Here is a 25,287-nt window from a genome sequence, read left to right as displayed (position 1 = left end):
CTTTCTCTTCATCAGTCCGTCCTTCAATCGAGGCCGGACTCTAATCTCAGATGGAGGAAATTACCCGTGGCAGGTCACCATTTCCCTAGGGAAATCATGCACTTAGAAATCGCCTTGCGTGGCGAGGAAGCCGAAAGTAGCCTTACACATCTCTTGCACAAACTTGCACGTGCTCAGGGAGTGTTTGGCGTGGCGGAAAATCACACGATTCTGGAAGGCAAAGTTCACGTCTATCGGCGCAACGGCAGCCCGATTTGGCAGTGTTCGACGTATCTCAAAGGCAAGAACTGGCGGGTCAGCACCAAGGAAGACAGCCTGGCGAAGGCCAAGGACTGGGCCGAGGACTGGTACTTCGGGCTGAAGGACAAAAGGCCGGCGTGGCGAATTGCTGGCCGAGAAGACGTTCAAGACGCCGCCGACCAGTTCATCACTGAATACGAGGTGCTGACCGACGGGGAGCGCAACGCCCGCTGGGTCCAGGACCACTATCGACGGGTTCGCACCTATCTGGTGCCGTACTTTGGCAAGATGGGCCTTTCAACCATCAATGCCGGCACGGTGCAGGAGTACCGCATCTCCCGGCTGACGCCGGAGGAGGGCAAGAAGCTTCCCTCACGCAGTACGCTGCACCACGAAACCGTAACCTTGCGCCTGGTCCTGAAAACGGCCGTCCGCCATCGGTGGCTGCCGCACCTGCCGGATGTCTCCCAGCCCTGCAAGGACGAGGCGACTGGCCAGAAGATCCTGGAAATCCAGGTGCGCGGCAAACGCGGGGTAGGGTACTGCAAAAGCACCTCCGGCGCGGTGTTCCCCTTTCAGCGGATGGTGGCCCGGAACAAACCCAAGCCCGCGGACCGGCTGTTTCCGGTCGATCACAAGAAGCAGTTCAACGGCATCCTCGACAAGATCGGCCTCAAGCTGGACCGGGAGAGCAATCGGCGCACGCCGTATTCTCTCCGGCACAGCTACATCAGCTTCCGATTGCTCGAAGGCGCCGACATCTACCAGGTCGCCAAAAACTGCCGGACGAGCGTCGAGATGATCGAGAAGCACTATGCGGTGCACCTCAAGAACCGCCTCGACGCAGCGGCCATCAATGTGCGCAAGCCGAGGCCCGCGCAGCGGGCGAAGCCTGAGAGGGCCGAGCAGGCTGAGAAATAAGGTTCCGGGCGCAGCTTGAAAGATGCCCCGGAGTTTGTAGCAATGCGTACAGCGCACCTACGCATCGCCCCAATGTGTACGCATTGCAACTGAGGGGGGGCGATGCTTGCTCGGTTTTCTAACCGGTTGCGGGGCGCAAACCGGAGAAAACCGGCAGCTGCGCCAAGGGGGAAACCCCCTTTGGAAACCCCGTCCGTGCCGTGGAGAGGTTCGTGGCCATCTACCACCTGAATGTCAAAAACATCAGCCGGAGCGAGGGGCGTTCCATCGTGGCTGCCGCCGCGTACCGCGCCGGGGAAGTTCTGCCCAATGAGGCCGAGGAGCGCCTGTCGGATTTCGGGGGACGCCGTGATGTCGTCGCCAGTGAAATCCGCTTGCCTGCTGGGGCGCCAGGATGGATGGGCGAGCGTGCCAACCTGTGAAACGCCGTGGAGGCCGCCGAAAAGCGCAAGGACGCCCGGCTGGCCAAGGAGGTGGAGTTTGCGTTGCCCCTGGAATTGCCGCGCTCGGCGTGGCTTGGCATCGCGCGAACCATGGCCGATGCGTACACGGCGCAGGGGTTTGTGGTGGACTTGGCCATTCATGACGACGGCGCACGCCGTAATCCCCACGTCCACATGTTGATGACAACCCGCACGGTAAGTGTAACCGGGTTCGGTCTGAAGATCCGCAGCGCGGATGGGAAGCAGTTCGTGACCGAAGCGCGCGCGCTGTGGGAGCGGATTGCTAACGAGGCCTTGAGCAAGGCTGGCCTTGCCGTGGCGATTGACAGCCGGAGTTAAGCCAAGCGAAGGCTTGAGCAAATGCCGGGTCGACACCGCGGCCCGGACCCCGAGGAACGGCGGGCCCGCAGGATTCACGCACAACAGGAGAGGGAACAGATGGCACCCAGAGAACCTGACGAAGACCTGCCGGTGCCCGATCCGGACGGTTCGCCGATTCATCCGCAGGAGTTGGAGGCAGCCGAGGGCCGCATGCTCGACGATATGCATCGTCCCGCCCTGCCGGAGGCGGCTCAGCCGGAAGGCGATCTGGTGGTGGCACGGGCGGTGGTCGACCACCAGAATGCCCTTGTTATGACCGAGGACGATGCTGCCGCCTACCGGCTCGTCCCGGAGAACCAGTTGGACTGGCTGGAGGACAAGACCCGCCCAGAGGACGTCCCGGTGCTGGAGCGTTGGGAAAACCACCTTGATTGGTTCGATACCGGTCCCCAGGAACCCGCTCTCGGGCCAGAGGACAACCGCTGGCCCGAGCCGGATCGCGAGCGCAGGTAGCACTTGCAGGATCTCGGAAGCCGCCCCATCATGATTTTATGACCAAGGTATATGGCGGCTCTGTTTTCGCAATCCGTGAACTCACGGACGAGCAACGCGCGAAGACACGCGAGGAACTGGAATGGCTGGAAAAGGACCTGATCCGACGGCGCAAGCGCCTCGCCTACTGGACCTTGCGCAAGACGCAGGCTGAGACCATCCCCGGAATCCCCGAGGAGCTATGCCAAGGTGCATACTATTTTCATGCCCGTGCCCAGGAACTGGTGAACTCCGGCGAAAAGCTCCGGGCCTACCTCGTCGTCGAACTGCAGGACCAGCCGGAGCACTTGGCGGCCTATCACTACCAGCACTAACGTGCTTCTGGAGAACGCATGACGAGCAAGAAAGACGACCTGGAGCGGCTGCATCAACATGCAGAGTCGCTGAAAGAATCCGTCGATGACATCGACCTCGATATCGAACGCGCGACCCACGATCTTGCCGCCGATGGCGATCCGGGCCGGTTGATTTCCTTTCTGCAGGACCGCCACAACACGGTAAGCGCCAAGCTGACCCCATCTGGCGCGGTTTGAGGTGATGAGCGAGAGATAGTGACACTGAAGGAGCTGAGGAGCTTGCAGTGTCAATTTCTATGTCTGCGCCTATGCCTGATGACAGGACCTTCCATGTCCTTGAGGCGGTTGCGAACCGGCTGGACGCAAGTCCGCAGCGTCCGCGGCGGCGCTGGTCGGCGGAAGCGAAGGCACGGCTGGTTGAAGAGTCCCTGAAGCCAGGGGCGAATGTGTCGGCGATCGCGCGCCAGGCTGGACTGGCGAGCTCGCAGCTGTTCGGCTGGCGGCGCAAGGCGATCAAGAGCGGTGCGGTCAGGCGGCAGCGAGATGCGGCTCGGCTCGGCTTTGTCGAGGTCACGCCGACAGCGTCTGCGTCGGTGGAGATCGAGCTGGGTGGCGTGGTCATTCGCGCCGGTGCCGATATCAATGAGGAGCAGCTGGTGCGGATCATCCGGGCGGTTCGCCAGGCATGATCCCGGCCGGCGTGAAGGTGTTGGTCGCCGGTCATCCCGTCGATTTTAGAAAAGGTCCCGACGGCCTTCTGGCACTGGTGCGCGATGCCGGCTCGGATCCGTTCAACGGCGCGCTTTATGTCTTCCGCGCCAAAAGAGCGGACAGGATCAAGATCGTCTGGTGGGACGGCAGCGGCGTGTGTCTTTATGCCAAGCGACTGGACGACGCGAAGTTTTGCTGGCCGCGGATCGGCCACAACCGGGTCCAGCTCAATCATGCTCAGCTCATGGCTCTGGTTGACGGAATGGACTGGAAACGGGTTCGGACGGAGACCGTCAGGCGGCCGCAATCGGCTGGGTAAAACCCTGCGGCATGATGAATCAGGGAGCTGAAAAAGCGGGAAAATTGCCCGCGAATATGCTCTGATTTTGGCCATGTCGGCACCCGAACTCGCGCTCCCGGACGACGTTGACGCGCTCAAGGCGATGGTTGTTGCCATGGCCGAAAAGGCCGCCCTTCTGGAGGAGCGCAACCTCCATCTCGAGTTGGTCAGCAAGAGCGCTGATGAGCGGATCGCACGGCTGACCGCGGTCGTGAAGATGCTGGAGCGGGCGCGCTTGGGCAGCCGCTCCGAACGGTTGCGGACCGGTGCGCTGAGCGAGGAGCAGTACGCTCTGGTCTTCGACGAGATCGAAACCGGTGTGGCAGCCATCGAAGCGCAGATGGAGAAGTCTGCGGGCGGCTCGAAAGCGAAGCGCGCTCCGCGTCCTCGCAAAAGCTTTGCGGCCCATCTCGAACGGGTCGAGGTGGTTATCGAGCCCGAAACGCCTGCTGGCTGCGAAGCGCTGGAAAAGATCCTGATCGGCGAGGACGTCTCCGAACGGCTCGATGTCACCCCGGCGAAGTTCCGGGTGATCGTCACGCGTCGCCCCAAATATGCCTACAAGGGCTGGGACGGCGTTATCCAGGCAGCCGCTCCCGCCCGCATCGTCGAAAGCGGCATTCCGACCGAAGCGCTGCTGGCGCAGATCGCCGTGTCCAAATACGCCGATGGCCTCCCGCTTTACCGCCAGGAAGCGATCTATGCCCGCGATAGGTCGAGATCGACCGGTCACAGATGGCGCAGTGGATGGGCAAGGTTGGCTTCGAGCTCGAGCCGCTCGCCGATTACGCACTGACCCGCATTAAGCAGGGTGAGCGGGTCTTTGCCGATGAGACCACCCTCCCAACGCTGGCCCCAGGATCGGGCAAGGCCAAGACGGCCTACCTCTGGACCTATCTCCGTGATGATCGGCCGTTCGGTGGCAGCGGACCGCCCATCGTCGCCTATCGCTTCGAAGACAGCCGTGCCGGCGAATGTGTCGCCCGACATTTGGACGGCTATCGCGGCATTCTGCAGGTCGACGGATACGCCGCCTATAACCGGCTGGCCCGATCCGATCGGGGCAATGATGGCGTGCTGCTCGCGGCGTGCTGGTCGCACGTGCGGCGCAACTTCTACGAACTGCATGCCGCAGGCTCCTCCGTTATCGCCTCGCAGACGGTGGCGCAGATGGCCCCGCTGTGGGCCGCCGAGGCGGCCGTGCGCGGCCAGGATCCAGCAGTACGGATAGCTGCGCGTCAGGAGAAATCCGCCGCCGTCGTTGCCGCTCTCTTTGCGCTGTGGGAAAAGGAGCTGCCGAAACTGTCGGGCAAATCGAAGCCCGCTGAGGCGATTCGCTATGCGCTCGGCCGGCGTGCCGCGCTCGAGTGCTTCCTCGCCGACGGCCGCATCGAAATCGACTCCAACACCGTCGAACGCGCTATCAGGCCGCAGACAATTACTCGTAAGAACAGCCTCTTCGCTGGCAGCGACGGCGGCGGACGGACATGGGCGACCATCGCCACGCTGCTGACCACCGCCAAGATGAACCAGGTCGATCCGCACGCCTGGCTCACCCAGACCCTCGAGCGTATCGCCAATGGCTGGCCAAACAGCGATATCGAGGCGCTTATGCCTTGGAACTACCAGCGCTGAACGGCATCAGCTACCCGCTTACACAACACGCAGCTTGGCTTTATGTACGACCTCGGCAAGGTCGAGGCGCGTGGCGGCGCATCACGAGTCCACCTACATCCTTGCCAAGGGACAGCCTCCATTGTCAACGGAGGCGGTTCCGGACGTATTACCGTGGCAATACACCGGCAATCGGCAATCGCCTCCATCCTACGGAAAAGCCCGTAGCGCCGCTGCGGCGGTTGGTTGAGGCGTTCTGCCCCATGGGCGGCTTGGTGCTCGACCCGTTCTGCGGGTCGGGCTCGACGCTTGTCGCCGCGCAGGACTGCGGCCGCAACTGGCTGGGCATCGAATTGGATGCCCGCCATGCCGAAACGGCATCTCGGCGGCTAGAGCGCTAGCTGCCAGCTGCTAGTCTGGACGGTGCGACGGGCACAAAACGAAAAAAGGGCTATGGGCCCTTATTTCTCCCAGAAATCTTGGTTTTGACCAACGAAGTGTCGGTCGCGAACGATCGCAGTTAGATAGTCGAACAGTTCCGACGGTTGCGCGCCTAGGCTCATTGAGCTCAGAGATAGTCGCGTCTAAGCGGGCCATCATTTATTTAGTAGTATCTTATTGTCTATGATGAAGTTATTGCCAAGTTTCTGTTTAAACGCATCTAACGAATTGTGAGGAACGATAGCGACTGCGCTGTCGCTGCCAATGTCGAATTTCGTTCCGCTCGGAGGTACAATGATGGTCTTAAATTCAGGTCCGGGCAATGTTTTCATTATGGTATTGCCAGGCGGGTTGCCAATAAATATGGATGCTGCGTCAGCATATCCCTTTTTGTAGCCCAGCTTGTATGCGTCTTCGAGCGGGTCTGCCATGGTCTGGCAAGAGCTGCTGATCGAAAGGAAGACCGCTACTGATATGACGTTCCTAATCATGGTGTTGATCCCCCCTCTTGAAGTCCCTTCAAACTCTGTTTCATGGATTCCTGAAAACCAGGTGACTCGAACGTGCCATCTGGAAGAGATGCGGCTTGAGCGCCGCGGCCGAGAAAGACTGGAGCATCCAAAACTTGGATGGCGTCGCTCGCGAGGTAAACAACGCCACCGATGAGTACCGCACCTACTATCGCGACAATAATTCCCGGTGAACTGGACGACAGCGCCCACTTCATGCCGCCAATCGTTGCGTCACTTGTCGTTGCTACGCTGTCAACACGAGCAAGGACGAAGACCGCTCCTAAAAGAGATAAAACTGTACCGGCGATAAGAGCGAGAAATTGAGTGTAGGCCCTCATGTAGAGTGCAGAAATCGCGCGCTTGTTGCGCATACCTAGTCCGTCATGTTCAAGCCCAAGCAAAACTGTGTCATTGTTAACGGGTGATGTCGACAAAATCTTACTGAAATCCATCTCTGATTTATAGGCTTGCGACGCTTCGACCATTCTGTCGAGGTACCAGAAGCCAAGCCCGATCATTCCGATTAGAGCTATGGCGCAAAGGCCACCGAACCATTTAACGGTGTTGACCTTAAACCGGAAGTCTTCTCTTGTACGCAAGGCCAAAATTGCTTGGTTTTGTACTGGGGCTCCCGTGCTTATAGATGTGGTTGCTGATGTTGCGCCGATACCGTCGACGCCAGAATTTTCATCAGCGCCGGTCCTGCGAAGATCGGCCTGTACAGCGTCATTATTTTCCCTAGCGTCTGCTGTCGAATTCCCATCGCCAGGATCCTGAATCTTTGGAGAGGCCGGGTTTTGGATGTCCGTTTCAGCCATTGACACCGCCCGAGTCAGAAATGATTGACAGATTAAGTGTGCATCGGTTCAGCATAGAGATTTCTATCAGGGTCACAATAGAGGTTTTGAATGCACCCCGGTCGTTTCCATCGGGTTGTGGTGGCAATACACCGGCAATCGCGTCCAGTGACGATGCCAGGATAGATGAAGGAGTATTGCCAACCCTTCGGCACACTTGACAAGCTCACGGGGAATCCGGTGCTGTTCCCACCTTCCTTAAATTTGTTCGTCCGGTCCAGCCCTCGTGACAGCGCTTGTCCCTCGGAATGCAGCTGTCCCCGCAAGCGTCGCAAGCTGCCAAGCACCTATTTCGTAAAATAGGCAGAAATCCGCCGATCCGCCTTGGTTTGCCAATTGTCGTCAATGCTAAGGAAGCCATCGGTCGGGCTTGACGATGCGGCGACGCCCGCCCGCTTCAGTTCGGCCGACTTCTCTGCCTCTGCTGCACGGAAGCGGTAATGATCGTATACGTCGAGGACATGCGTTGCATACGCCTGGGCAAGCGCGGGATCGCGCTGCACGATTACCAGGTTTTCGTCGTTGGAGTAGGAGGCCTTATAACCGAGGTTGTGGCTACCAAACGCGACCACGCAATTTACCGGGTCAAGCGGGTCTATCACCAGGATCTTGTCGTGGATAATCGCCTTGCCAGCGCTCAAAATCTCCTTGTTGACGAAATTGCCGAGTTGGCGGCCGATATCCTTGTCGGTGAGCGCGGTCGCGCGCACGACATTGACGCCGCCCTGCTGGATGATGAACGGCGAACTTGGCACCAAGGGCTTTCCATCTGGGCCGGTGCCTGAGGGCTGATAGCCCCAGGCCAGCGGATCGGAGACCGCACCGACCACCTCCAGGCTGGTATCCGCCAGGCCGAGATCGATCGCCTGCGAAATGATCGAGTGTACGCCGCCCTTGGACGGCAAGAACACCGCAAACAAAATCATACGGTGCGCACGGCGCATCAGTGAGAAGAGACGGTCCATGTCCGGTGGAGGCGGCAGTTGACGCTTGGCGCGCGCCGAAGGCGGCTGTTCGGCGCCTGGAACGTTGGGCGAGAACCAACATTCAAATGCCGCGCCATTGGCGAGATTTCCGGTAACCGGAGTACGGTCGACGTCCTTCACGATATCGCCCTGGTCCGCGGCGGTGTTGGCATCCCCCGTTTGCGCAGGCTGCGGCAAGGGGTGATCGAACAGGCGTTGCCAGTAGGCCAGGTATGCACGCGCCACGTTCGTGTCTTCGATGACGATGCAATTATTGCTCTGGCCGGAGATGCCACTCCACGTCCAGTTGGTCGAACCGGTGAGCACGGCTTGGGGTGTGCCCTGGTCATCCGACCAGACAACGAATTTGTTGTGGCCGATGTGGCCGCTGCCGTTGAACAGCCGGTTCTGCATACCGAAAGTCGTTCCAGGCGCATCCGCTATCGCGCGCAACGTCGCGCGAGCTGCTTTGTTTCTTGTATCGTAGTCGGTGTGAATGACCTTTTTGGTAATCTTGTCCTTGGTGTCGCTGGACCCTGCATCGGACAGGATGAGCTGCATCCGGGGTGCTGCGGCGACAAGGAGGTCGAGTAACTGCCGATCCTCAAGCTCGTAGAGGGCTGCATGAAATTGCCCGCCTGCTCGGCTCAGGAACTCGGTTATCGTCGTTGGGACGTCGCCGGCCAGGTAGCGTCGCAATGTGTCATTGGGGTCGCGCAGACGAACTTCAAGTTCGTTGCGCCCAACTTTGCCATCATTCTCTTCGAGCATGCGGATCAGGAACTGGCTCGATAGAATGCCGTTGGTGAAGGTGGAGACGAACGGTCCCACGCGGCGGGTGGCCTCAACGATGTTGGTGAATGCCGCGGGTGCCAGATAGCCGAGCCGGATAGGTGCGCCCTGATAGTGATGCTCGACGCGCTGTTTGGTTTTTGCATCCCAATGGCTTTCGGGGACCGGCACTACTTCCTCGAGGCCATCGCGCAAGCGACCTACGGGGCGAATACGGTATCGTAGCCGCTCATTTTCGGGCCGGAGACCCAACTTGTCACGGTGTCGCCGCAGCGTGAGGTCGCGCCAGTTGAACTTCTGCACGGGCCAAACAGTCGTGTTCTGCGCCTGCCAGTCCGTGTTCGACTGCCCTTCAAAGGCGACATAGGCGGCAAGGGGGCGTTCGGCGGTTACCAGACCAGTGGCATCGAGATATTCCCGAACAATGTGGAAGCCCAGGCAATCAGGAATCGGGTCGGGGTTGGTCTGCCATGCAAGAAACGCAACTTCATTGTTGACGATTGCAGTTGCCCTGACGATCTGCACCATCTCACCCCCTAGAAGAACAATGACTTGATCCAGCGACCTGACCTACCGCCAATCGTACTGCCACCCAGCCGGCTCGATTTTATGAGACGGCTAATGTATAAAGAAGGCCGAAAACCTTTCAGTTCCGACCTTCAGCGCACCAAGAGTGTTATTCTTCAGAATAAACCACCAAAGTAAAGTCTAGCTGCGACAATTATTTTACGCTGATATTGTTACGGATCAAGAGCGCGACCTTGCCGCGCGGATGCTTGCGGCCGTAATATGGGCGCCGACCGCGCCAGGAGGGTGGTACGGAAATATGGGGGCGGACGATGCCAAGTAGGCTTGTCATGATCATTAGGCATGCCGAGAAGCCGGTTCCACAGGGCACCGATTTTGGAGTGACAGAACAGGGCGAAAGTGATCCCGCATCATTGACCGTGCGTGGTTGGCAACGCGCGGGTGGGCTTTGCTCATTCTTTTCTAGGCCGCCTGCGCCTATGGAAAAACCGGCATCGATTGTTGCGTCGGGCACGATCAAAAAAGATGGTTCCGGAACCCGGAGCAAACGGCCCAGCCAAACAATCACGCCATTGGCAAGACGCCTCGGTCTTCAACCTGATGTCACTTATTCGAAGGGCCAAGAGATGTTGGCGGCAGAAGCCATCCGCACAGCCCTAACACCTGTGCTGGTAAGCTGGCAGCACGAATCGATTCCTAGTCTGGCAGCTGCGCTCGTCGGTGGAGCGGGTATCGCCCCGGAATCTTGGCCGGACGAGGATTTCGACAGCATCTGGGTATTGCAGAACGATGGTGCAGAAGTGTGGTCATTCTCGCATCAGAGCCAAGGGCTTCTCGACGGTGATGGGTAATGGTTCGACACAGATGCCGTGAAGAGCCGCGACTGCTCCAGTCCTGATGTCGTCAAATCGCGGCTTGCAGTTCCCTGTGGCCGAATGTCAAGCCGCCCTCGAACGCCATCTTTTAGGAAGCGCCTGGCTGATTCCGCACAATCCAATCCAGCATGTCTGGGTCAACCTGATCGTCGCCAGTGAAATCTCGGATCATTTCGGCGGCATATTCGACTGGCTTTCCGGGATTTCGCATTCGATGATCGCACGGTGGATGGCGCTTCGCAGGATTTCGCAATCGAATGCAGACACCTTGGCGCGTGACGGATCATACGCCTTACCGCGCGTTTCGCGAGTCGAACGACTTTGGGTCCGTCAAACAGACCATCGCCCGTTCACCGCGGGAATGATTGTGAGGGCGAACCTGGCCATCACACTGGGCCCCAGGCGGTTGGCAGTTGCCCATTCCGTTGCTGGTCCGCCCGGAGCCGATGACGTTCCTTTTAGCCGGCGCAGCCGTCTTGTCCCGATCCTGCCCGCTCCATTCGCTGCGCTCCCGTGTTGGGGACAAGCCACCTTTGAGCGCCGTCTCCTTTGGAACCGTCCTCCGGGACAGAAACCATCAACCAAAGGAAAAGACCATGAACAACAACCGCAACACCAAGTCCGAGGCGAAATCGCCGCTCTACCAAGCCTGTCAAACGGCTTCCAAAACTGACCCCCAATCGGCATCCAATTTTGACCCCCCCCCCCTTATGTAATGCGCGGCGGTCAGCGTTCGCCCGGGCGGAGCTGGTCAGGGTTGCGCAGCCCGGGCGAGCGCGGATGGCGCTTGGCTGCTTGATGGGGTGATCAGGCGCGGTTCTTGAAGCGCCAGGATTCGTTTCCGGTCTCGACGATCTCGCAATGATGAGTGAGACGGTCGAGGAGCGCTGTCGTCATCTTGGCGTCGCCGAAGACGGCGGGCCATTCGCCGAACGCCAGGTTGGTGGTGACGATGATCGAGGTCCGTTCATAGAGCCTGCTGATCAGGTGGAAGAGCAATTGCCCGCCGGCCTGGGCAAAGGGCAGATAGCCGAGTTCATCGAGCACGACGAAGTCGAGCCGGGTGAGGTAGTCGGCGATACGGCCCTGCTTGCCGCCGCGGTGCTCGGTCTCGAGCCGGTTGACGAGATCGACGACGTTGAAGAAGCGGCCTCGCGAGCCGTTGCGGATCAAGGCGCGGGCAATGGCGATTGCCAGATGCGACTTGCCGGTTCCGGTGCCGCCGATGAGCACGGCGTTGCGCTGGTCGGCGACGAAGGTGCCGTTGGCAAGGTCCCGGACCAGCACCTCGTTGACCGGCGTGCCGTCGAAGTCGAACTCATCGATGTCCTTGGCGATCGGCAGCTTGGCGACGGTGAGCTGGTATTTGATGGAGCGGGCCTGCTTCTCGGCGATCTCGGCCGACAGCAGATCGCCGACGATCCTCGGCGGCTCGTGCTGGCGCTTGATGCCTGTCGCCATGACCTCGTCATAGGCGCCGCGCATCCCGTAGAGCTTCAGCGTCCCCATCAGATCCAGAACCTGGGTGCGTTCCATCAGCTTGCCCTCCTGAGGCTGTCGTAGCGGGCGCAGTCGGCGAGCGGCTCGTGTTGCAGGCGAAGAGCGTCCGGGGTGAGAATGGTGACGGCCGGCGCCGGGTCGCGCCGCCGCGCCAGGATGTTGATGATGACGGCGGCGGAGCAGACATTCTGATCGAGCGCTTCCTGACAGGCAGCCTCCACGGCATCGATGCCGTCGGTCAACACCGTGGCCAGGATCGACACCATCTGCCGATCGCCGTCATGCGCCGCCTTCAATTTGCGTCGGATACGCTCCATGGCCGACGGCAGAACCCAGTCCTGGAACGGCGCGCCATTGCGCAGCGCTCCGGGCTTGCGGGCAAGCACAGGGACGTAATGCCAGGGATCGTAGACCGTCTCGTTCCGCCCGAAGGAGCGGGCATGTTCGGCGACGACTGCGCCGTCCTGGCGGATGACGATCCGATCCGCATAGGCGTGGATCTCGACCGGGCGGCCGACGGCCGTCGACAGGACCGAGTATTTGTTGTTGTCGAAGCGCACCGTGCAGGTCTTCGACACCGAGGCCGGCACCGCATGGAATCCGTCGAAGGGGCCGCGATATCCGACCAGCTTGCCGCGCTCCTCCTCGAACACGTTCCAGATCGTTCGTTCCGGCTGTTCGATGTGACGGTGCGCCTTGGCGTAGGCGACGCACTTGTCCTGCAGCCAGGCGTTCAGCTCCTCATAGGTCTTGAAGCGCAGCCTGGGCGTGAAGAAGCGCTCGCGCACCAGCCCGACCTGGTTCTCGACCTGACCCTTCTCCCAGCCCGACGCCGGCGTGCAGGCGACCGGCTGCACCAGATAATGGCTGCACATCTGCAGGAGACGGCGATTGTATTGGCGGTCCTTGCCAACAAAGATCGTTTCCACCGCCGTCTTCATGTTGTCGTAGATGCCGCGCGTGCAGGCGCCGCCGAAGAAGGCAAAGGCCCTGTCATGGGCGTCGAACACCATCTCCTGCGTCTCGCGCGGATAGGCCCTGACGAACATCATGCGGCTGTGGCAGAGCCGAACATGGGCGACCTTCACGGTCACTGTCACGCCGTTGATCAGGACGATCTCGTGGCTCCAGTCGAATTGGTAGGCCTCGCCCGGCGCGAAGAATAGCGGCACATAGGGGTCCGCCGTCGCCGCCCCCTGCGCCTTCGCCCAACTCTTCGCGTAGCGGCGGACGGCGTCATAGCCACCCTCGTAACCGAGGCTGCAAAGCTCTTCGTAAATCCGGATCAGTGTCAGTTGCTCGCGCGCCGCCTTGCCACGGTTGCCATTCAAAAACCCGTCAAGCTGATCCTGCCACGGACCGATCTTCGGCTTGGGCTGCCGCTCGCGTTCGTAGGAGAACGATGTCTCATCGGACCTGAGTATCTTGCGGACGGTGTTCCGCGACACATGCAGTTCGCGGCAAATCCGCTTGAGCGACCATCCCTGCACATGGAAGGCGCGCCGAACCCGGGCAATCGTATCCACCGACTTCATCCCCACACCATCCGCTCGCTACGACGAGCTGATGGTCGCAAATCAAAGCATCAGCGGGGTCAAAATTGGACGCCGACTCCCCGGCTCATGGGGTCAATTTTGCACGCCGATTCACATCCTTGCGATTCTTTTGCGCCCTGTCCGCCGCCAGCGCCCTTTCGGCATCGGTCAGGTCCGCAAGAAAGCGGAAGCCCTCGACCACGCGGGCGATCATGCCGTCGAGGTCGGGCTTTTCGTCCTTGCGCAGAAGGGCCGTCAGGTCGCCGATATCGTAGTCGCCGCTGCCCTTCACGCGCGCGGCGAGAAGGTCGTAGTCAAGGCCCCCGCCGCCGCTGTTCCAGAGCTTGAGCACAGCGAGCGCCCGGATCAGATCGCGGTCGAGCGCGCGGCGCGCGATTTCAGCCAGGTCGTGCAGGTCGCGGATTTTCGAGCGCTGGCTGGCGGCGCGGATTTTCTCGGCGACGGCTTCCTCGAACGCGATCGACGGAATCGCGGCGGGCTTGAAGGGCAGCAGCCTGAAATAGTCCTGCTCGATCTGCGCCGCCGCCGCGACCGGCATGACAGGCGTCTCGCGCGTGCTGACCTGACGCTTGATCTTTGTGCCCCGTTCGTTGTCGGCATGAAAGCAGACCGGGTTGGCGGCGCAGCCGTCGTCGGTCAGATACCAGTCCTTGTCCTTGTCGAAGCGAAAGGACAGGCCGTGGTAGGGCTGATCCAGCGCCTCCTGCATCAGCATCATCAGGTCGTCGACGGGAATGTCCGTGCGGCGCGTGAAATCGAGGTCCGTCGACAAGCGCCCACGCGGACCGAAGACCATCTTGCGCAGCATCGTGCCGCCCTTGAAGGCGACGTGGTCGGTAATGCTCTTGTCAGTGAAAAGCTGGAGCAGGTAGGTCAGGATCACGTCGATCTCGACATTGCCGATGTCGCGGGCGCCGGAGCGCGCGGCGACCTTGCGCAGGTCATTGGCGGACAGCATCAGCTTTCCTCCCGCCCGCGGATGCGCGGCACTTCGGTCAGCAGGTCATCCTTTCGCGCATGGACGAACAGGCCCCAGGCGGCGACATAGCCGATATCGCCGTCGCGCTGTTCGGCCCGGCCGAAATGCGACCGGTAGCTGGCGGTTATCAGCGCCCGCACGGCGGCCCTCACCGGATCGGGCAGAGGCCTGCCGACGAGGTCGGACAGGAAGCCCAGCCGCTGGAGGACCGCCTTGGATTTCATGGTCGTCGCCGCGGCCAGCACATCCTGCGGATCGGTTTCGGCGAGCGCGCTGTGCACGATGCGCGTTAGTTCCGCAGGGCCGCCGGCAAGGTCCGGGCGGTCAAGGCAATCGACGAGCGTCTTGGCCGGCGTGGAAAGGGCGACCGTGCGTCCGTAGATGTTGTAAGGCTCGTACCCGAAGAACTTGCGGACCGTGACCTTCACGAAGCGCACGGCGCTGCCCTCGATGATTTTTGCCGGGGTCTGGCGCGTGACCGCGACGAACACCGTCATAGGCTTTTGCGTAGTGAAGCCGTGCCAGGAGGCGGCCGACCACCAGCCGACATAGGAGGGTTCGACCGCGGCGGCCGCGAGGGCGAGAACATTATTCTCGCCGAGATTTTCAGGGCCGTGTTCGGGCGGAAGCAGCATGTACTTTCCGCCGACGATGCGCGACAGCCAGCCCTTGCGGACAAGGTTGCGGATGACCTTGCGCGCGGAGGTTTCGGGCACGTCCGGCCCGAGGATATCGAGGATGTCCGCCGTCTGCATCAGCGAGCGGCCCTCCTCGCGGAGAGACAGCACCACCTTGCTCTCGGCCTTTCCCAATGTGCGGAGATTGGTTTCCATGCGATTTTAGCCCTCCTGAGGCTAAAGCTCTATACAGAGTAATCTGTCATGGAGCTGCCGGTCAATGTTTTTGATTGGTTTGTATGGGAATCTACCCCTGCAAGGGCTAAAACCGTATAAAGAACAATCACGATCTGCCAAAGCAAAAATGCCAGCGGGTGAAAGGCTTAAGGAGGGAACAGCATGAGCGACGTGGCGAAGATTCTGGGGCTGATCGAAAGCTGCAACGATCCCGAAAGGCTGAGATCGTGGATCAGGAACGCCCGCGAGAAGGGCGAGCGGCGCGTCGCCGACGCGGCCTTCCGCAGGCTGGTCTCGGTGCTGCCGAAAGAGAAGCCAGGGACCGTCGAGCATGATTTCTGGCAGACGATCCATGCATTCGAGCATGTCCTGTCCGAAGAGCGCGGCAAAACAACCCGGCTCGCGCGCACAAGGCAGAAAGTCGCAAGGGTAGGAGAAGTTCAGACCCTTCAGGATTGGGCCATGAGCGCCAAGAGCACAGACGGCTTCACCATGCTGCTGAAGCGAAACATGCCGGAGCTGACCGGCGAGGCCATCGTGCTGCGGCACGCGGACCCGGTTTGGGTTGAAGGTCATCGCAGCGGCAAGACGGCGGCTGGAAGTGGCCGGCATCGATGTCGCCGCGCTTCCCGGCGCTGCCGCGGAATGACCGCCCGCAAAAAGGACCGCGGTTTTCGATTGCCGCCCATCGTTGCGGGCGAGTGGCGCGGCGAGATCGTCGGCGCGCCCGGGATCAATTTCGGCTAGGTCGTTCAGCCGGGGCCTGCCAGTCCGTCGAGTTCACTTACATCATTCTCCCCGCCACGCTCATCATGCCGAACGCCGCGTTCATGTGGCCGGGCGTCGTGATGATCATGGCGCCGACGCCCATGAAGACAGAATTTCCTGACGCGGGCGCGCTCTTCCACGCCGGCAGCCTGCCGTCGCTGAGCCTCTCGCTGGAAGTCACCAGGCCGCAGTTTTCCGATATGCTGCCGCGCATCGAGGCCCGGCGGTTCAAGGATTTTCACTTCACGCTGGAGGAGGAGGTTGCAGGCTCCGGGCCGGTGCGGAGCTGGGGCATGGGAGCTGCCGTCTAAGCGCTTGAGCGGGCCTGCATTCATTCCGAAATTGCACTCATAGCAATTCGGCCTGGATGTTGCCGATGTCATCTGTGCCGCCGTGATAGACGGCGATCTTGTGTCCCTTGGTCCAGACTGTTTTGTAGCGGGGATCGGGCCGCAGCGGGATGTCGCTCCACAGTCGGCCGCACTGGGCACAGGCGGGCGAGGCGGCGAGCAGCGCCTTCCATTCCGTCGCCGTGTGCCGTCCGCCGTTGGCGGCTCGCCGGCTGTTGCGCACCTTTCCCCGCGCATTGCGGCAATCCATGCAGCGGTTCCAGCTGTTGAACCGGCAGCCGCCGCACTTCGTGCAAGTCCTGGCCTTCAGAAAGTCGCTCAACCTCTCCTCGTCGGTATCGCCCGGTTGAAGGCGCAACTCCGGTCCTGATTTTTCGCACGGAAATTACAGTTTCAACCCGCGATGGTTTTCCAGGTACGTCACCGCTTTGTCCAGAGCGCGCATGATCTGAAGTTGAGGCGCAAGCTGAGCGGCAACGCCGAGGCGAATGCGGTCCTCTCGGCGACGCCGGGTCGCCGGGCTCAAAGGTGTAAAGTCGGGCCAGGTCGTCACGGTCCGTCGGGAATCTCAGTAGTTGTTCCCGCTCGGCTTGCTTAGCGTGCTTGCGCATTCGCCCATCAGCGCGCTGATGACCATAGCCGGAACGGAAAGGAGAGGTGGCGCCGCAGGTCGGCGGGCTGGGGCTGGGCCGCCAGCGTCTCTAACAACTGCGCGGCGATCGCCTCGTCCTGCTGCGCGAGCAGCTTCACCCTGCGGTTGCTGAAGGCCGGCGTCACGATCGTGCGGAACCGCGGTCATGCTCGCGCCCTCGTGCGAGGCCAGCCACCCCGGCGAACCGAGAATCACCGAATCCGGGGTGAATGCCGCACTCTCTAAGCGATGGACGGGCGGAAGGTGACCGGCAGGCGCTGCGGGCAGCGAATGACGTAAGACGGCATGTAGACGACGTCCTCCGCGGCGATGGCCAGCGCCAGATCCTCCAGCCGCCCGAACAGCGCGGGGAAGGCGTAGCGCAATTCCAGGCGCGCCAGCCCAGCGCCCAGGCAGGAATGCGGCCCCTCGCCGAACGACAGGTGCGGGTTGTGCCGCCGGGTGACATCGAACCGGTCGGCGCCGGGACCGAAGGCCTTTTCGTCCCGGTTCGCCGCATGGAACGCCATCAGCACGGCATCCCCGCGGCGGACCATGCATCCGTCGATCTCCATGTCCTGGGTGGCATAGCGGAACGGCAGATTGGCCACTGAGCTGCCCCAGCGCAGGATCTCCTCGATAGCCTGTGACCACGGAACTTGGCCGCTGCGCACCAGGTGAAGTTGCTCCGGATGCGTCAGCAATGCAAGCACGCCATTGCCAATGACGCCGGTGGTGGTCACGAAGCCTGCAGAGAACACCATGAACAGCATGTCGATGAGCTCGGTGTCCGAAACGAGCTCACCGTTGTCGCGCGCGACGATCAGGGCCGAAGCCAGATCATCGCCGAGCTGGCCCCGCTTCAGCGCGATCAGGCGACGGAAGGACTCCGGGATGCGCTGCCGCGTCTGTCGCACCTCTGCGGCTGTGGCGGAGGTGCTGGCCCGGCTGTAGGTGAGCGCGACGATCTCCTCGCGCTGTTCGTCCGGCAAACCGAACAGTTCGGCGATCAGGTTGGTGGGCAGCGGAACGGCGAACTCGCACATCAGATCGGCACTGCCGCCGCGCTGTGCCATATCGGCCAGGAGTCGATCGACGCATTGTTCGATCCGTGGCGCCAGCAAGGCGATACGAGTGGGCGCGAAGCTCCTGGACAGCAGGCCGCGCAAGCGCTGGTGATCGGCGGCAGGCGCCGTGACCATGTTGTCCACTTTGCACATCCCGATCAGCGGATGATCCTCGGGAATCTCGCCGTCTTGCAGCGCCCGCCACTGTCGCCAGTCCCTGTTGAAACGCTGGTCGGAAAGCATCCGCCTGAGCGTCTGGTGACGGCCTGCCGCCCAGGTCACCACATCGCCTGGCAGCGACACTCGCGCCATCCCCCCCTGGTGCAGAATCGCAGAAGACAGATCATCAAGTTGCGTGGGAGCGGCCGACACACTGATCACATGGCAATGATCGTCATCTACGCGCATGCCGACAACTCCCTTAAGAACCAACGCGGGTCCACTTCTCGGCACGGATGATCCGCGCGCGGACTTCGAAAAAGTGCCCTTCAGGGTCCTTTTCGACCTTAGAAGCGGTAAGTGACACCTGCGCCTATCAGCCACGGATCGAGCTTGGCCTTCCCCGTCTGCTTGTTGCCGGCCACGGTGACGTCGAAGTCTGGCCTGAGGAACAGCTTCTTCACGTCGAAGTTCACGCCCCAGTGCTGGTCCACCATGTAGTCGAATCCGACCTGCAGCGCGGCGCCGAATGTGTTCTTGACCTTGAGATCATCGGCGCTGCCGGCTTCCTGATGATAGAAGATCGTGTAGTTCACGCCGGCGCCGACATAGGGCTTGAAGGCGCCGAAATGGGTAATGTGGTACTGCAATGTCAGCGTGGGCGGCAGCAGCCAAACCTTGCCGATATTCCCCAGCCCGCCGATGGAGCCTTGGCCTGTGATGTTGGCATAGGTGGTGCCGAGGATAAGCTCGGCTGCGACGTTGTCCGTGAAGAAATACGAAATATCGAGTTCCGGCGTCACGCTGTTGGAATACGAAAGACCGGAGCCGGGCACCGCGTTGACATAGCCCGAATCCTCAGTGATCACCCCCAACGCCCGCAGGCGGATCTGCCAGGGGCATGGTGCTTTCGCAACCGGGGCTCCTGCCTGCGGGACGCTCTCGGCTTGCCCAACATCTGCCGCGCCGGCCTGTCCCGCAACGATGAGGACGACAGCCGCTGTTAGTGCCCGCGCCACGCTAATTCGCGATCTCACCATGCTCTTCTCTCCTTGATGTTCAGAAACGACGCACTTCGCGTTGATTGAATCCTGCTCGCATCAATCGAGTTTGACGGAGCGCTCATGCGGAATAGCCCCCGCATGTGTCGTGCCAAACGAGAAAATCATTGCAAAACAAAAACGATCGCCCTGTTAGCGCTGTGTCTCATGTCGGACTTCGTCGAAGATCCGACAATTGAGTGCAGCTGTGGCCGCCGCCGGGTCGCCGTTCGTCAACATCGGCCGGCAGTTCGATGGCACCTCCGTACTCGGCATTGCGCTGGAGGACGACTATTTTTGGATGGTCGAGGACGGTCTGCTGCTGGAGGGGGCCGAGCCCTTCGAGGCGCTTATGGCGCGATGCGCCGACGTAGCCGCGCGGGCCAATCGCGTGGGCGCATAGGAGGGAAGATGCTGACTCGAGGATTGGCATGGCGACGGTGTGAGCCGCATATTCGCGCACGGGGCACGTCCTGATCAACCGCTCTCCACACTTTACCCGGTGCACGCCTTCGATCGCCGTCTCGAACTCCTGGCCGCTAAGCATGCGCAAGCAAAGGCCCACTTCGCCCGCCCCTTGCGGCCATTATTGGAACCCAGCCTTAACTGCCAGGCAGCGCTCGCCGGACAGCGACCCGCTGGTGCTCGACATCGCCCAGCATTATCTTGGGGGCACAGGCGAAACTGATCACCACACGCGTCTGGTGGAGCTTTCCGACCGGCCAGGCTTCTGACGCCGACAAGAACGTTGCCTCGCTCGGGAAGTATCATTTCGATCTCGACGACTGGCGGATGCTGAAGTTCTTCTTCTTTCAGGCGCCGGTCGACGAGGGCACCGGCCCGCATGTCTATGTGCGCGGCAGCCACAAGCCTCGCATCCTCAAGCATCAATTGACGCTGCTCGTCGGCCATTCGGCGCAAGAGGTTCGCAAGGTCTATGGCGATGAGAGCCCCGTCACGCTGACCGGCGAAGCCGGCCTCGACTTCGTCGAGGATCCGTTCGGCTTTACATGGGCACCGTGCCTTCGTGCACGCCACGGCTGATGATCAGAGTCGGCTTCGGCGCAGTCGCCGCCCTCGCGGCGGCGCTTCCATCGCGTCATTCGCTGATATCGCAAAAGTCCTGAAACAGCCTTCCCCAGACCAGACGCGCTTGGTTCTCCCTCGGGCTAGTGGTGCCATTGCGCCGCCATTGGGTGAGCTGGCACATGATTGGATTGGATCGAGGTGATTTGACGCCGGTTCCGCCTCGACTGACCCAGATCAGGGCCATGTCCTTGTCGGCGTGGTTTGATCGACCAGTCTTCCAGGGGAAGACTCATGTGCTGACCGACAGCCTGATCGTCGCTCCCAACGTCTTGACAATCCGAACCATACGGCGGGCAAATGACGCTTCACCAGCCAGGAACCGAAGTGAGAAACGCGCTTGAGGCGATGCGGCGGGCCATAGATCGTAGCGCAATCGACGCACGACATGCGGCTCGACTCCAGCCGCGTCTCACGAAGATAGCCGACGCACTGGCGGCACGCTGATGGCCGGCTGTGACGACAGCTTCGACATCATTGTCGTTGGCGCCGGGCCGGTCGGACTTTCCTTCGCCGCATCGCTTGCCCACAGTGAGTTCAAACTTGCGGTGGTCGAAGGGCAGTCCCTGGAAAGACTGGCAAGTCCGGGTTTCGACGGTCGCGAGATCGCGCTCACCCACGCCTCGATTGGAATTCTTCGCGAGCTCGGCGCCTGGGATGTTATCCCCGCTTCGGACAAGTCACCGCTTCAGGGCGCACGCGTCCTCAACGGATCGAGCCCTTTTGCGCTGTGTTTCGATTCTCCCGGCGGATCCGCGGGACCACTGGGCGTTCTGGTCCCGAATTGCCGCATCCGCGATGCCCTGTTTAAGATCATCCGCTTGAAGGGCCATGCCCGGATGCTGTGCGGCCACTCGGTCGTGCGTGCAACAAACAGCCGCCAGGGAGCAGTCATAACGCTCTCCAACGGCAGGCAACTGACCGCTCGGCTTCTGGTTGCCGCCGATTCGCGTTTTTCCGCCACCCGCAATCTGCTCGGTATCGCCGCCGATATTAATCGGCTTGGCAACTCGATGCTGATTTGCCGGGTGAGGCACGAGCGCCCCCACCGCCAGATCGCGATTGAATGGTTCGATCACCATCAGACGGTAGCGATGTTGCCCCTCGCGCAAGGCGTGTCGTCGCTGCTTTTGACTTTGCCCTCAAACGAGGCCGACGGACTGCTTGCCCTTGACGACGAGTTGTTCCTGATTGAGTTGACAAAGCGCTGTCGAGGGCGCCTCGGCAACATGAGCCTGGCAAGCCAACGCCATATCTATCCGTTGGTCACGAGCTGGGCGCACAGGTTCCGGGCGCCGAGCGCCGCACTGATCGGCGACGCTGCCATCGGCATGCACCCGGTGACCGCGCATGGCTTCAACATCGGCCTCGGCGGCCAGAAGCAGCTCGCCCGTGGTATCCAGACAGCATGGCGCGACCGTCGCGACATTGCCGATCCCGACATGCTCCGCAGATATGAAAGCCGACTGCGCCTGTCGGCGGCGCCGCTCTATCATGCTACGAGTATCCTCGTCGGACTCTACTCAAGCGAGCATCCGGCGGCACGGCTTGCAAGGCATGTGGGGCTGCGCCTCGGCCAACATCTTCCCTTTGTCCGTCATGGCATTGCGGCCATGCTGAGGCGGTGAAGTGTGCGGAATTCCCGCGCGCCGCCAAGCGTTTGTCGGCCAACGCCACACAGGCGCGGACCCAGTCACGCCCAATTCCACCTTCGATGTGTTTAGGGCGTGGATGGTTGTCATCCGAACAATCAATTTTGCCAATCCTGCGGACCCTACTAGGGGTGTGACCGAATCAAGTGCCTCGGCCTGCAGGCAGGCCCGACGAAGAGGCCTGAGCACCAACCACCTATGCCCATTGGAGTACAGAAGGCAACGATCCGACAGTGGAAATTGGTGCCGGATGCTCCCAGAAGCGCACGAAGTGGGCAACCACACGGTGAAGCGTGGTGGTGTTTGACATCGGGTCTCACGAACGGCCCCGCTTTCAGAATTAGCGTGCCCGGGTCCCGACGCGCGCACCCATATCGGCAACGCGCCGAGTTAGAAGACGCGCCCCCGCCGAACCCCGCGCACTGGAAAAAACGACGATGCCGAAATTCAGGTTTCACAAGCTTGCAGCTATTGTTGTGCTTGTCGGGTTCGCTGCCTGGATGGCGACGGGCGAGTTCTCGTCCGTCGGCAGTGCGGACGCCGACAAAACCAAGGCGGAGGAGGTCGAGCAGCCAAAGGCGGCCGACGCCGGCAAGGCCAAGCCCGCCGAGGCGGAGCAGCCCAAGGCGCCGTTGCGCACGGTCGCGGTCATAACCCCGCCTAGGCGTACCTATGCGCGCGCGATCCGGATTTCCGGACTGACCGAAGCCGACAAGCGCGCCGTTCTGGCGACACGCGTCGCCGGCCTCATCGACAAGCTGCCGGTCAAGCAGGGTCAGCACGTCAAGACCGGCGACCTCGTGCTGATGTTGGCCGCCGAGGAAAAGCTTTCGGCGGTCAGCAACGCCAAGCAGCTTGTCGCGCAGCGTCAGGCCGAACTCGATGCGGCCTCGCGGCTGGCGAAAACCGGCAATCTGCCCAAGTTGCAGGTCGATACGGCCCGCTCCAACCTGACGCTTGCCAAGTCGCAACTGGACGCCGCGCAAGCCGAACTCGACCGCAACGAGGTGAAGGCCCCCTTCGACGGCGTCATCGACCGGGTACCGGTGGAGCTTGGCAGTTCGGTGATGCAGGGCGGCGAGGTGGCTACTATTCTCAGCCTCGACCCGGTGATTGCGCGCGGCGAAGTTAGCGAACGCGATCTCGGCTATGTGAAGATCGGCAACAAGGCGAGTGTGCGTCTGGTCAGCGGCCAGAATGTCGAGGGCATCGTGCGCTACATCAGCCGGGATGCATCTTCGGCAACCCGTACCTTCCGGGTCGAAGTCGCCATCCCTAATCCCGCGGGCACTATTCCCGCCGGCATGACCGCCGAGATTGCGCTGAAGGCACAGCCGACGGACGCCGTGATGCTGCCGCGCTCGGTGGTGACGCTCGGCGACAAGGGCGATCTCGGCATTCGCGCCGTCGACAAGGACGACAAGGTTGTGTTCTTCCCGATCGATCTGGTCGACGACACGCCGACCGGCCTGGTGCTCGGCGGCATTCCGGCCGACGCCCGCATCATCGTCGCCGGCCAGGAGCTGGTGAAGGAAGGCGAAGTGGTCAAGCCGGTCGAAGCAGACCAGGCGACCATCCAAAAGCTGTTGGGCGAAGCGACGACCGGGACGCAGTAATCATGGACATCGTCAAACTTGCAATCAGCAATGCCCGGCTGACCATTTCGGTCCTGGTCTTTCTTATCCTTGCCGGCGCGGTCGCCTACCAGTCGACGCCGAAGGAAGCGCAACCTGACGTTCCTACCCCTTATGTTCACATAAATGTCGCCTATCAAGGCATTGCGCCCGAAGACGCTGAAAGGCTCCTGCTTAGGCCTCTGGAGACAAAGCTCAAGAATCTCAAGGGATTAAAGGAGATGAAATCATCCGCCTATCAGGGCGGCGCCTTTGTCTTTCTTGAGTTTCTGCCGTCGATAAAAGTCGACACCGCGGTGACTGATACACGCTCGAAGGTTCAGGACGCGAAGGCTGATCTGCCGCAAGCGGCACAGGAGCCGGTTATTACCGAGGTCAATGTCTCCGAGTTCCCCGTTTTGGTGGTGACGCTGTCGGGCGAGGTGCCCGAGCGCGTGCTGACGGCCGCCGCGCGCGAGCTGCGCGACCGCATCGAGGAAGTGCCTGGCGTGCTCGAGGGCTCGCTGCAGGGTGCCCGCGACGATCTCGTCGAAGTGGTCATCGATCCGATGAAACTGTCGTCCTACGGGCTACAGCTCGACCAGCTGATCCGTGCGGTCGGCGCTTCCAACAGTCTTGTCGCCGCCGGCAACATCCAAGGATCCGAAGGTAAATACGCGGTCAAGGTTCCCTCACGGATCGAGACGCCAGAGGATGTGGCGGCGCTTCCGGTCGTCGCCGGCCCCAATGCGGTGGTGCAGGCCAAGGATATCGCCACCATCCGCTCGACCTTCAAGGACGCCGAAACGGTTACCCGCCTCGACGGCAAGCCGGCGATTGCCATCGAGGTGAAGAAGCGCATCGGCTCCAACCTGATCGATACGATTGGCAAGGTCAGGGAGGTGTCCGACGCCTTCATCAAGACGATGCCGGAGGGCATGCACGTCACCTACACGCAAGACAAGTCGGTTTTCGTGAACCAGTTGCTCGGCGATTTGCAGAACCACGTAATGATCGCCGTCATCCTGGTGTTCATCGTCATTCTCTACGCGCTGTCTGGCCGTGCCTCGCTGCTGATCGGATTGGCCATCCCCTCATCCTTCCTGATCGGCATCCTGTTGCTGGCAATGATGGGCTACACGATCAACATGATCGTGCTGTTCAGCCTCATCCTGGCGGTCGGCATGCTGGTCGACGACGCCATCATCGTCACCGAATTCGCGGAGCGACGCATGAGCGAGGGCATGCCGAAGCAACAGGCGTTCGCGCTTGCCGCCAAGCGCATGGCCGGCCCGGTCATCGCGGCGACGATGACGCGCATTGCCGCCTTCTCGCCGCTGTTGTTCTGGCCGGGAATCATCGGCGATTTCATGAAATATATGCCGATCACGCTGATCGTGACGCTCTCGGCCTCGATGCTCTACGCACTGGTCTTCGCGCCGACGCTGGGCGCCATATTCGCCAAGGCGCCGGCTCATCACCCGGACGACAATCGCGACGGCTGGTACATGGCCGTGGTCAAGCAGGCGGTGCATTATCCCATCACCGTGCTTGTCCTCACCGTGGCGCTGTTGTTCGGCGTCGGCTACGCCTATTCGAAATTCGGCGCCGGCGTCGAATTCTT

The 25,287-nt window shown here is 61.3% G+C and carries 24 protein-coding genes and 5 pseudogenes; 18 read left to right on the top strand and 11 right to left on the bottom strand.

Annotated features, from left to right (window positions below; genetic code table 11):
- Window positions 1–189 precede the first annotated feature (189 nt).
- The 9 genes and pseudogenes from AC0L2P_RS30945 (at window position 190) to AC0L2P_RS30905 (ending at window position 5,839) form a co-directional block, all read left to right on the top strand.
- Window positions 190–1,161: a site-specific integrase gene (locus AC0L2P_RS30945; RefSeq protein WP_473506942.1), complete on the top strand. Its 972-nt coding sequence runs from the start codon at window positions 190–192 to the stop codon at window positions 1,159–1,161.
- Between the two features lie 200 nt (window positions 1,162–1,361).
- Window positions 1,362–1,943 (top strand): annotated as a pseudogene (locus AC0L2P_RS30940) (MobA/MobL family protein).
- 99 nt (window positions 1,944–2,042) lie between these two features.
- Window positions 2,043–2,438 carry a hypothetical protein gene (locus AC0L2P_RS30935; protein WP_473506940.1) on the top strand — a complete coding sequence of 132 codons (396 nt, stop codon included), beginning with the start codon at window positions 2,043–2,045 and terminating at the stop codon, window positions 2,436–2,438.
- 38 nt (window positions 2,439–2,476) lie between these two features.
- On the top strand, window positions 2,477–2,791 hold the full coding sequence (locus tag AC0L2P_RS30930; protein WP_473506938.1) for a hypothetical protein: 315 nt from the start codon (window positions 2,477–2,479) through the stop codon (window positions 2,789–2,791).
- A gap of 18 nt (window positions 2,792–2,809) precedes the next feature.
- Window positions 2,810–3,010: a hypothetical protein gene (locus AC0L2P_RS30925; RefSeq protein ID WP_473506936.1), complete on the top strand. Its 201-nt coding sequence runs from the start codon at window positions 2,810–2,812 to the stop codon at window positions 3,008–3,010.
- Window positions 3,011–3,081: 71 nt separating this feature from the next.
- A complete protein-coding gene (locus tag AC0L2P_RS30920) occupies window positions 3,082–3,462 on the top strand; it encodes a transposase (protein ID WP_473506934.1) in 381 nt (126 codons plus the stop codon).
- Window positions 3,459–3,803 carry an IS66 family insertion sequence element accessory protein TnpB gene (tnpB, locus tag AC0L2P_RS30915; RefSeq protein ID WP_473506932.1) on the top strand — a complete coding sequence of 115 codons (345 nt, stop codon included), beginning with the start codon at window positions 3,459–3,461 and terminating at the stop codon, window positions 3,801–3,803. Before AC0L2P_RS30920 ends, tnpB begins: the two co-directional genes overlap by 4 nt.
- A gap of 73 nt (window positions 3,804–3,876) precedes the next feature.
- Window positions 3,877–5,459: pseudogene (tnpC, locus tag AC0L2P_RS30910) on the top strand (IS66 family transposase).
- Window positions 5,441–5,839 (top strand): DNA methyltransferase, encoded by a 399-nt coding sequence (locus AC0L2P_RS30905; RefSeq protein ID WP_473506930.1) that lies wholly within the window; start codon window positions 5,441–5,443, stop codon window positions 5,837–5,839. The pseudogene tnpC and the gene AC0L2P_RS30905 overlap by 19 nt, the downstream one beginning before the upstream one ends.
- A 195-nt stretch (window positions 5,840–6,034) precedes the next feature.
- On the opposite strand, the gene AC0L2P_RS30900 is transcribed toward AC0L2P_RS30905, so the two are convergent.
- The 3 genes from AC0L2P_RS30900 to AC0L2P_RS30890 form a co-directional block, all read right to left on the bottom strand.
- Window positions 6,035–6,370 carry a hypothetical protein gene (locus tag AC0L2P_RS30900; protein ID WP_473506928.1) on the bottom strand — a complete coding sequence of 112 codons (336 nt, stop codon included), beginning with the start codon at window positions 6,368–6,370 and terminating at the stop codon, window positions 6,035–6,037.
- A complete protein-coding gene (locus AC0L2P_RS30895; RefSeq protein ID WP_473506926.1) occupies window positions 6,367–7,209 on the bottom strand; it encodes a hypothetical protein in 843 nt (280 codons plus the stop codon). The genes AC0L2P_RS30900 and AC0L2P_RS30895 overlap by 4 nt, the downstream gene beginning before the upstream one ends.
- A gap of 326 nt (window positions 7,210–7,535) precedes the next feature.
- Window positions 7,536–9,533 (bottom strand): phospholipase D-like domain-containing protein, encoded by a 1,998-nt coding sequence (locus tag AC0L2P_RS30890; RefSeq protein WP_473506924.1) that lies wholly within the window; start codon window positions 9,531–9,533, stop codon window positions 7,536–7,538.
- Window positions 9,534–9,862: 329 nt separating this feature from the next.
- Between AC0L2P_RS30890 and AC0L2P_RS30885 the strand changes: the two genes are divergently transcribed.
- Entirely contained in the window at window positions 9,863–10,384 is a 522-nt protein-coding gene (locus tag AC0L2P_RS30885) for a histidine phosphatase family protein (protein WP_473506922.1), read from the top strand.
- A gap of 46 nt (window positions 10,385–10,430) precedes the next feature.
- The gene (locus AC0L2P_RS30880) at window positions 10,431–11,081 is read left to right on the top strand and encodes a hypothetical protein (protein ID WP_473506920.1); all 651 of its coding nucleotides are present in this window, start codon (window positions 10,431–10,433) and stop codon (window positions 11,079–11,081) included.
- Window positions 11,082–11,215: 134 nt separating this feature from the next.
- Here AC0L2P_RS30880 and istB read toward each other — a convergent pair whose 3' ends face one another.
- From istB to AC0L2P_RS30860, 4 genes and pseudogenes are all read right to left on the bottom strand, one after another.
- Window positions 11,216–11,944 carry an IS21-like element helper ATPase IstB gene (istB, locus tag AC0L2P_RS30875; protein WP_473506918.1) on the bottom strand — a complete coding sequence of 243 codons (729 nt, stop codon included), beginning with the start codon at window positions 11,942–11,944 and terminating at the stop codon, window positions 11,216–11,218.
- Window positions 11,877–13,443 (bottom strand): annotated as a pseudogene (gene istA, locus AC0L2P_RS30870) (IS21 family transposase). Before istA ends, istB begins: the two are co-directional and overlap by 68 nt.
- Before the next feature lie 85 nt (window positions 13,444–13,528).
- Window positions 13,529–14,422 carry a nucleotidyl transferase AbiEii/AbiGii toxin family protein gene (locus AC0L2P_RS30865; RefSeq protein WP_473506916.1) on the bottom strand — a complete coding sequence of 298 codons (894 nt, stop codon included), beginning with the start codon at window positions 14,420–14,422 and terminating at the stop codon, window positions 13,529–13,531.
- Window positions 14,422–15,276 carry a type IV toxin-antitoxin system AbiEi family antitoxin domain-containing protein gene (locus tag AC0L2P_RS30860; RefSeq protein WP_473506914.1) on the bottom strand — a complete coding sequence of 285 codons (855 nt, stop codon included), beginning with the start codon at window positions 15,274–15,276 and terminating at the stop codon, window positions 14,422–14,424. The genes AC0L2P_RS30865 and AC0L2P_RS30860 overlap by 1 nt, the downstream gene beginning before the upstream one ends.
- Before the next feature lie 183 nt (window positions 15,277–15,459).
- Here AC0L2P_RS30860 and AC0L2P_RS30855 point away from each other — a divergent pair, with 183 nt between their 5' ends.
- Both AC0L2P_RS30855 and AC0L2P_RS30850 read left to right on the top strand, forming a co-directional pair.
- Window positions 15,460–16,044 (top strand): hypothetical protein, encoded by a 585-nt coding sequence (locus AC0L2P_RS30855; protein ID WP_473506912.1) that lies wholly within the window; start codon window positions 15,460–15,462, stop codon window positions 16,042–16,044.
- Between the two features lie 65 nt (window positions 16,045–16,109).
- A complete protein-coding gene (locus AC0L2P_RS30850) occupies window positions 16,110–16,376 on the top strand; it encodes a hypothetical protein (protein ID WP_473506910.1) in 267 nt (88 codons plus the stop codon).
- 37 nt (window positions 16,377–16,413) lie between these two features.
- Here the strand turns inward: AC0L2P_RS30850 and AC0L2P_RS30845 are convergent, their stop codons facing one another.
- The 4 genes and pseudogenes from AC0L2P_RS30845 to AC0L2P_RS30830 form a co-directional block, all read right to left on the bottom strand.
- Window positions 16,414–16,737 carry a hypothetical protein gene (locus AC0L2P_RS30845; protein WP_473506908.1) on the bottom strand — a complete coding sequence of 108 codons (324 nt, stop codon included), beginning with the start codon at window positions 16,735–16,737 and terminating at the stop codon, window positions 16,414–16,416.
- A gap of 291 nt (window positions 16,738–17,028) precedes the next feature.
- A pseudogene (locus tag AC0L2P_RS30840) lies at window positions 17,029–17,322 on the bottom strand (cytochrome P450); the annotation flags it as partial.
- Window positions 17,289–18,521, bottom strand: a complete 1,233-nt coding sequence (locus AC0L2P_RS30835) for a cytochrome P450 family protein (RefSeq protein ID WP_473506906.1) — start codon at window positions 18,519–18,521, stop codon at window positions 17,289–17,291. The gene AC0L2P_RS30835 and the pseudogene AC0L2P_RS30840, both read right to left, overlap by 34 nt.
- A gap of 98 nt (window positions 18,522–18,619) precedes the next feature.
- Entirely contained in the window at window positions 18,620–19,312 is a 693-nt protein-coding gene (locus AC0L2P_RS30830) for an OmpW/AlkL family protein (RefSeq protein WP_473506904.1), read from the bottom strand.
- Window positions 19,313–19,508: 196 nt separating this feature from the next.
- On the opposite strand from AC0L2P_RS30830, the gene AC0L2P_RS30825 reads away from it, so the two are divergent.
- From AC0L2P_RS30825 to AC0L2P_RS30805, 5 genes and pseudogenes are all read left to right on the top strand, one after another.
- Window positions 19,509–19,715, top strand: coding sequence for a hypothetical protein (locus AC0L2P_RS30825; RefSeq protein WP_473506902.1), 207 nt, complete (start codon window positions 19,509–19,511; stop codon window positions 19,713–19,715).
- Between the two features lie 108 nt (window positions 19,716–19,823).
- A pseudogene (locus AC0L2P_RS30820) lies at window positions 19,824–20,422 on the top strand (hypothetical protein); the annotation flags it as partial.
- Window positions 20,423–20,844: 422 nt separating this feature from the next.
- Window positions 20,845–22,026: a 5-demethoxyubiquinol-8 5-hydroxylase UbiM gene (ubiM, locus tag AC0L2P_RS30815; protein WP_473506900.1), complete on the top strand. Its 1,182-nt coding sequence runs from the start codon at window positions 20,845–20,847 to the stop codon at window positions 22,024–22,026.
- Between the two features lie 461 nt (window positions 22,027–22,487).
- Window positions 22,488–23,666, top strand: a complete 1,179-nt coding sequence (locus AC0L2P_RS30810) for an efflux RND transporter periplasmic adaptor subunit (RefSeq protein WP_473506898.1) — start codon at window positions 22,488–22,490, stop codon at window positions 23,664–23,666.
- A gap of 2 nt (window positions 23,667–23,668) precedes the next feature.
- Window positions 23,669–25,287: efflux RND transporter permease subunit (locus tag AC0L2P_RS30805; RefSeq protein ID WP_473506896.1), on the top strand; the 1,619-nt coding region annotated here is incomplete at its 3' end.

Source organism: Mesorhizobium sp. WSM4836 (assembly GCF_055811815.1).
The sequence above is the reverse complement of the archived record's forward strand: the minus strand, read 5'-3'. Positions and strand labels throughout refer to the sequence as shown.

What these genes read in the sequence shown, in the direction of transcription:
- AC0L2P_RS30935 (WP_473506940.1), top strand. Translation starts at nt 2,043, where the DNA reads ATGGCACCCAGAGAACCTGACGAAGACCTGCCGGTGCCCGATCCGGAC.
- AC0L2P_RS30930 (WP_473506938.1), top strand. Translation starts at nt 2,477, where the DNA reads ATGACCAAGGTATATGGCGGCTCTGTTTTCGCAATCCGTGAACTCACG.
- AC0L2P_RS30925 (WP_473506936.1), top strand. Translation starts at nt 2,810, where the DNA reads ATGACGAGCAAGAAAGACGACCTGGAGCGGCTGCATCAACATGCAGAG.
- AC0L2P_RS30920 (WP_473506934.1), top strand. Translation starts at nt 3,082, where the DNA reads ATGCCTGATGACAGGACCTTCCATGTCCTTGAGGCGGTTGCGAACCGG.
- tnpB (WP_473506932.1), top strand. Translation starts at nt 3,459, where the DNA reads ATGATCCCGGCCGGCGTGAAGGTGTTGGTCGCCGGTCATCCCGTCGAT.
- AC0L2P_RS30900 (WP_473506928.1), bottom strand. Translation starts at nt 6,370, where the DNA reads ATGATTAGGAACGTCATATCAGTAGCGGTCTTCCTTTCGATCAGCAGC.
- AC0L2P_RS30895 (WP_473506926.1), bottom strand. Translation starts at nt 7,209, where the DNA reads ATGGCTGAAACGGACATCCAAAACCCGGCCTCTCCAAAGATTCAGGAT.
- AC0L2P_RS30890 (WP_473506924.1), bottom strand. Translation starts at nt 9,533, where the DNA reads ATGGTGCAGATCGTCAGGGCAACTGCAATCGTCAACAATGAAGTTGCG.
- AC0L2P_RS30885 (WP_473506922.1), top strand. Translation starts at nt 9,863, where the DNA reads ATGATCATTAGGCATGCCGAGAAGCCGGTTCCACAGGGCACCGATTTT.
- AC0L2P_RS30880 (WP_473506920.1), top strand. Translation starts at nt 10,431, where the DNA reads ATGTCGTCAAATCGCGGCTTGCAGTTCCCTGTGGCCGAATGTCAAGCC.
- istB (WP_473506918.1), bottom strand. Translation starts at nt 11,944, where the DNA reads ATGGAACGCACCCAGGTTCTGGATCTGATGGGGACGCTGAAGCTCTAC.
- AC0L2P_RS30865 (WP_473506916.1), bottom strand. Translation starts at nt 14,422, where the DNA reads ATGCTGTCCGCCAATGACCTGCGCAAGGTCGCCGCGCGCTCCGGCGCC.
- AC0L2P_RS30860 (WP_473506914.1), bottom strand. Translation starts at nt 15,276, where the DNA reads ATGGAAACCAATCTCCGCACATTGGGAAAGGCCGAGAGCAAGGTGGTG.
- AC0L2P_RS30855 (WP_473506912.1), top strand. Translation starts at nt 15,460, where the DNA reads ATGAGCGACGTGGCGAAGATTCTGGGGCTGATCGAAAGCTGCAACGAT.
- AC0L2P_RS30850 (WP_473506910.1), top strand. Translation starts at nt 16,110, where the DNA reads ATGCCGAACGCCGCGTTCATGTGGCCGGGCGTCGTGATGATCATGGCG.
- AC0L2P_RS30835 (WP_473506906.1), bottom strand. Translation starts at nt 18,521, where the DNA reads ATGCGCGTAGATGACGATCATTGCCATGTGATCAGTGTGTCGGCCGCT.
- AC0L2P_RS30830 (WP_473506904.1), bottom strand. Translation starts at nt 19,312, where the DNA reads ATGGTGAGATCGCGAATTAGCGTGGCGCGGGCACTAACAGCGGCTGTC.
- ubiM (WP_473506900.1), top strand. Translation starts at nt 20,845, where the DNA reads ATGGCCGGCTGTGACGACAGCTTCGACATCATTGTCGTTGGCGCCGGG.
- AC0L2P_RS30810 (WP_473506898.1), top strand. Translation starts at nt 22,488, where the DNA reads ATGCCGAAATTCAGGTTTCACAAGCTTGCAGCTATTGTTGTGCTTGTC.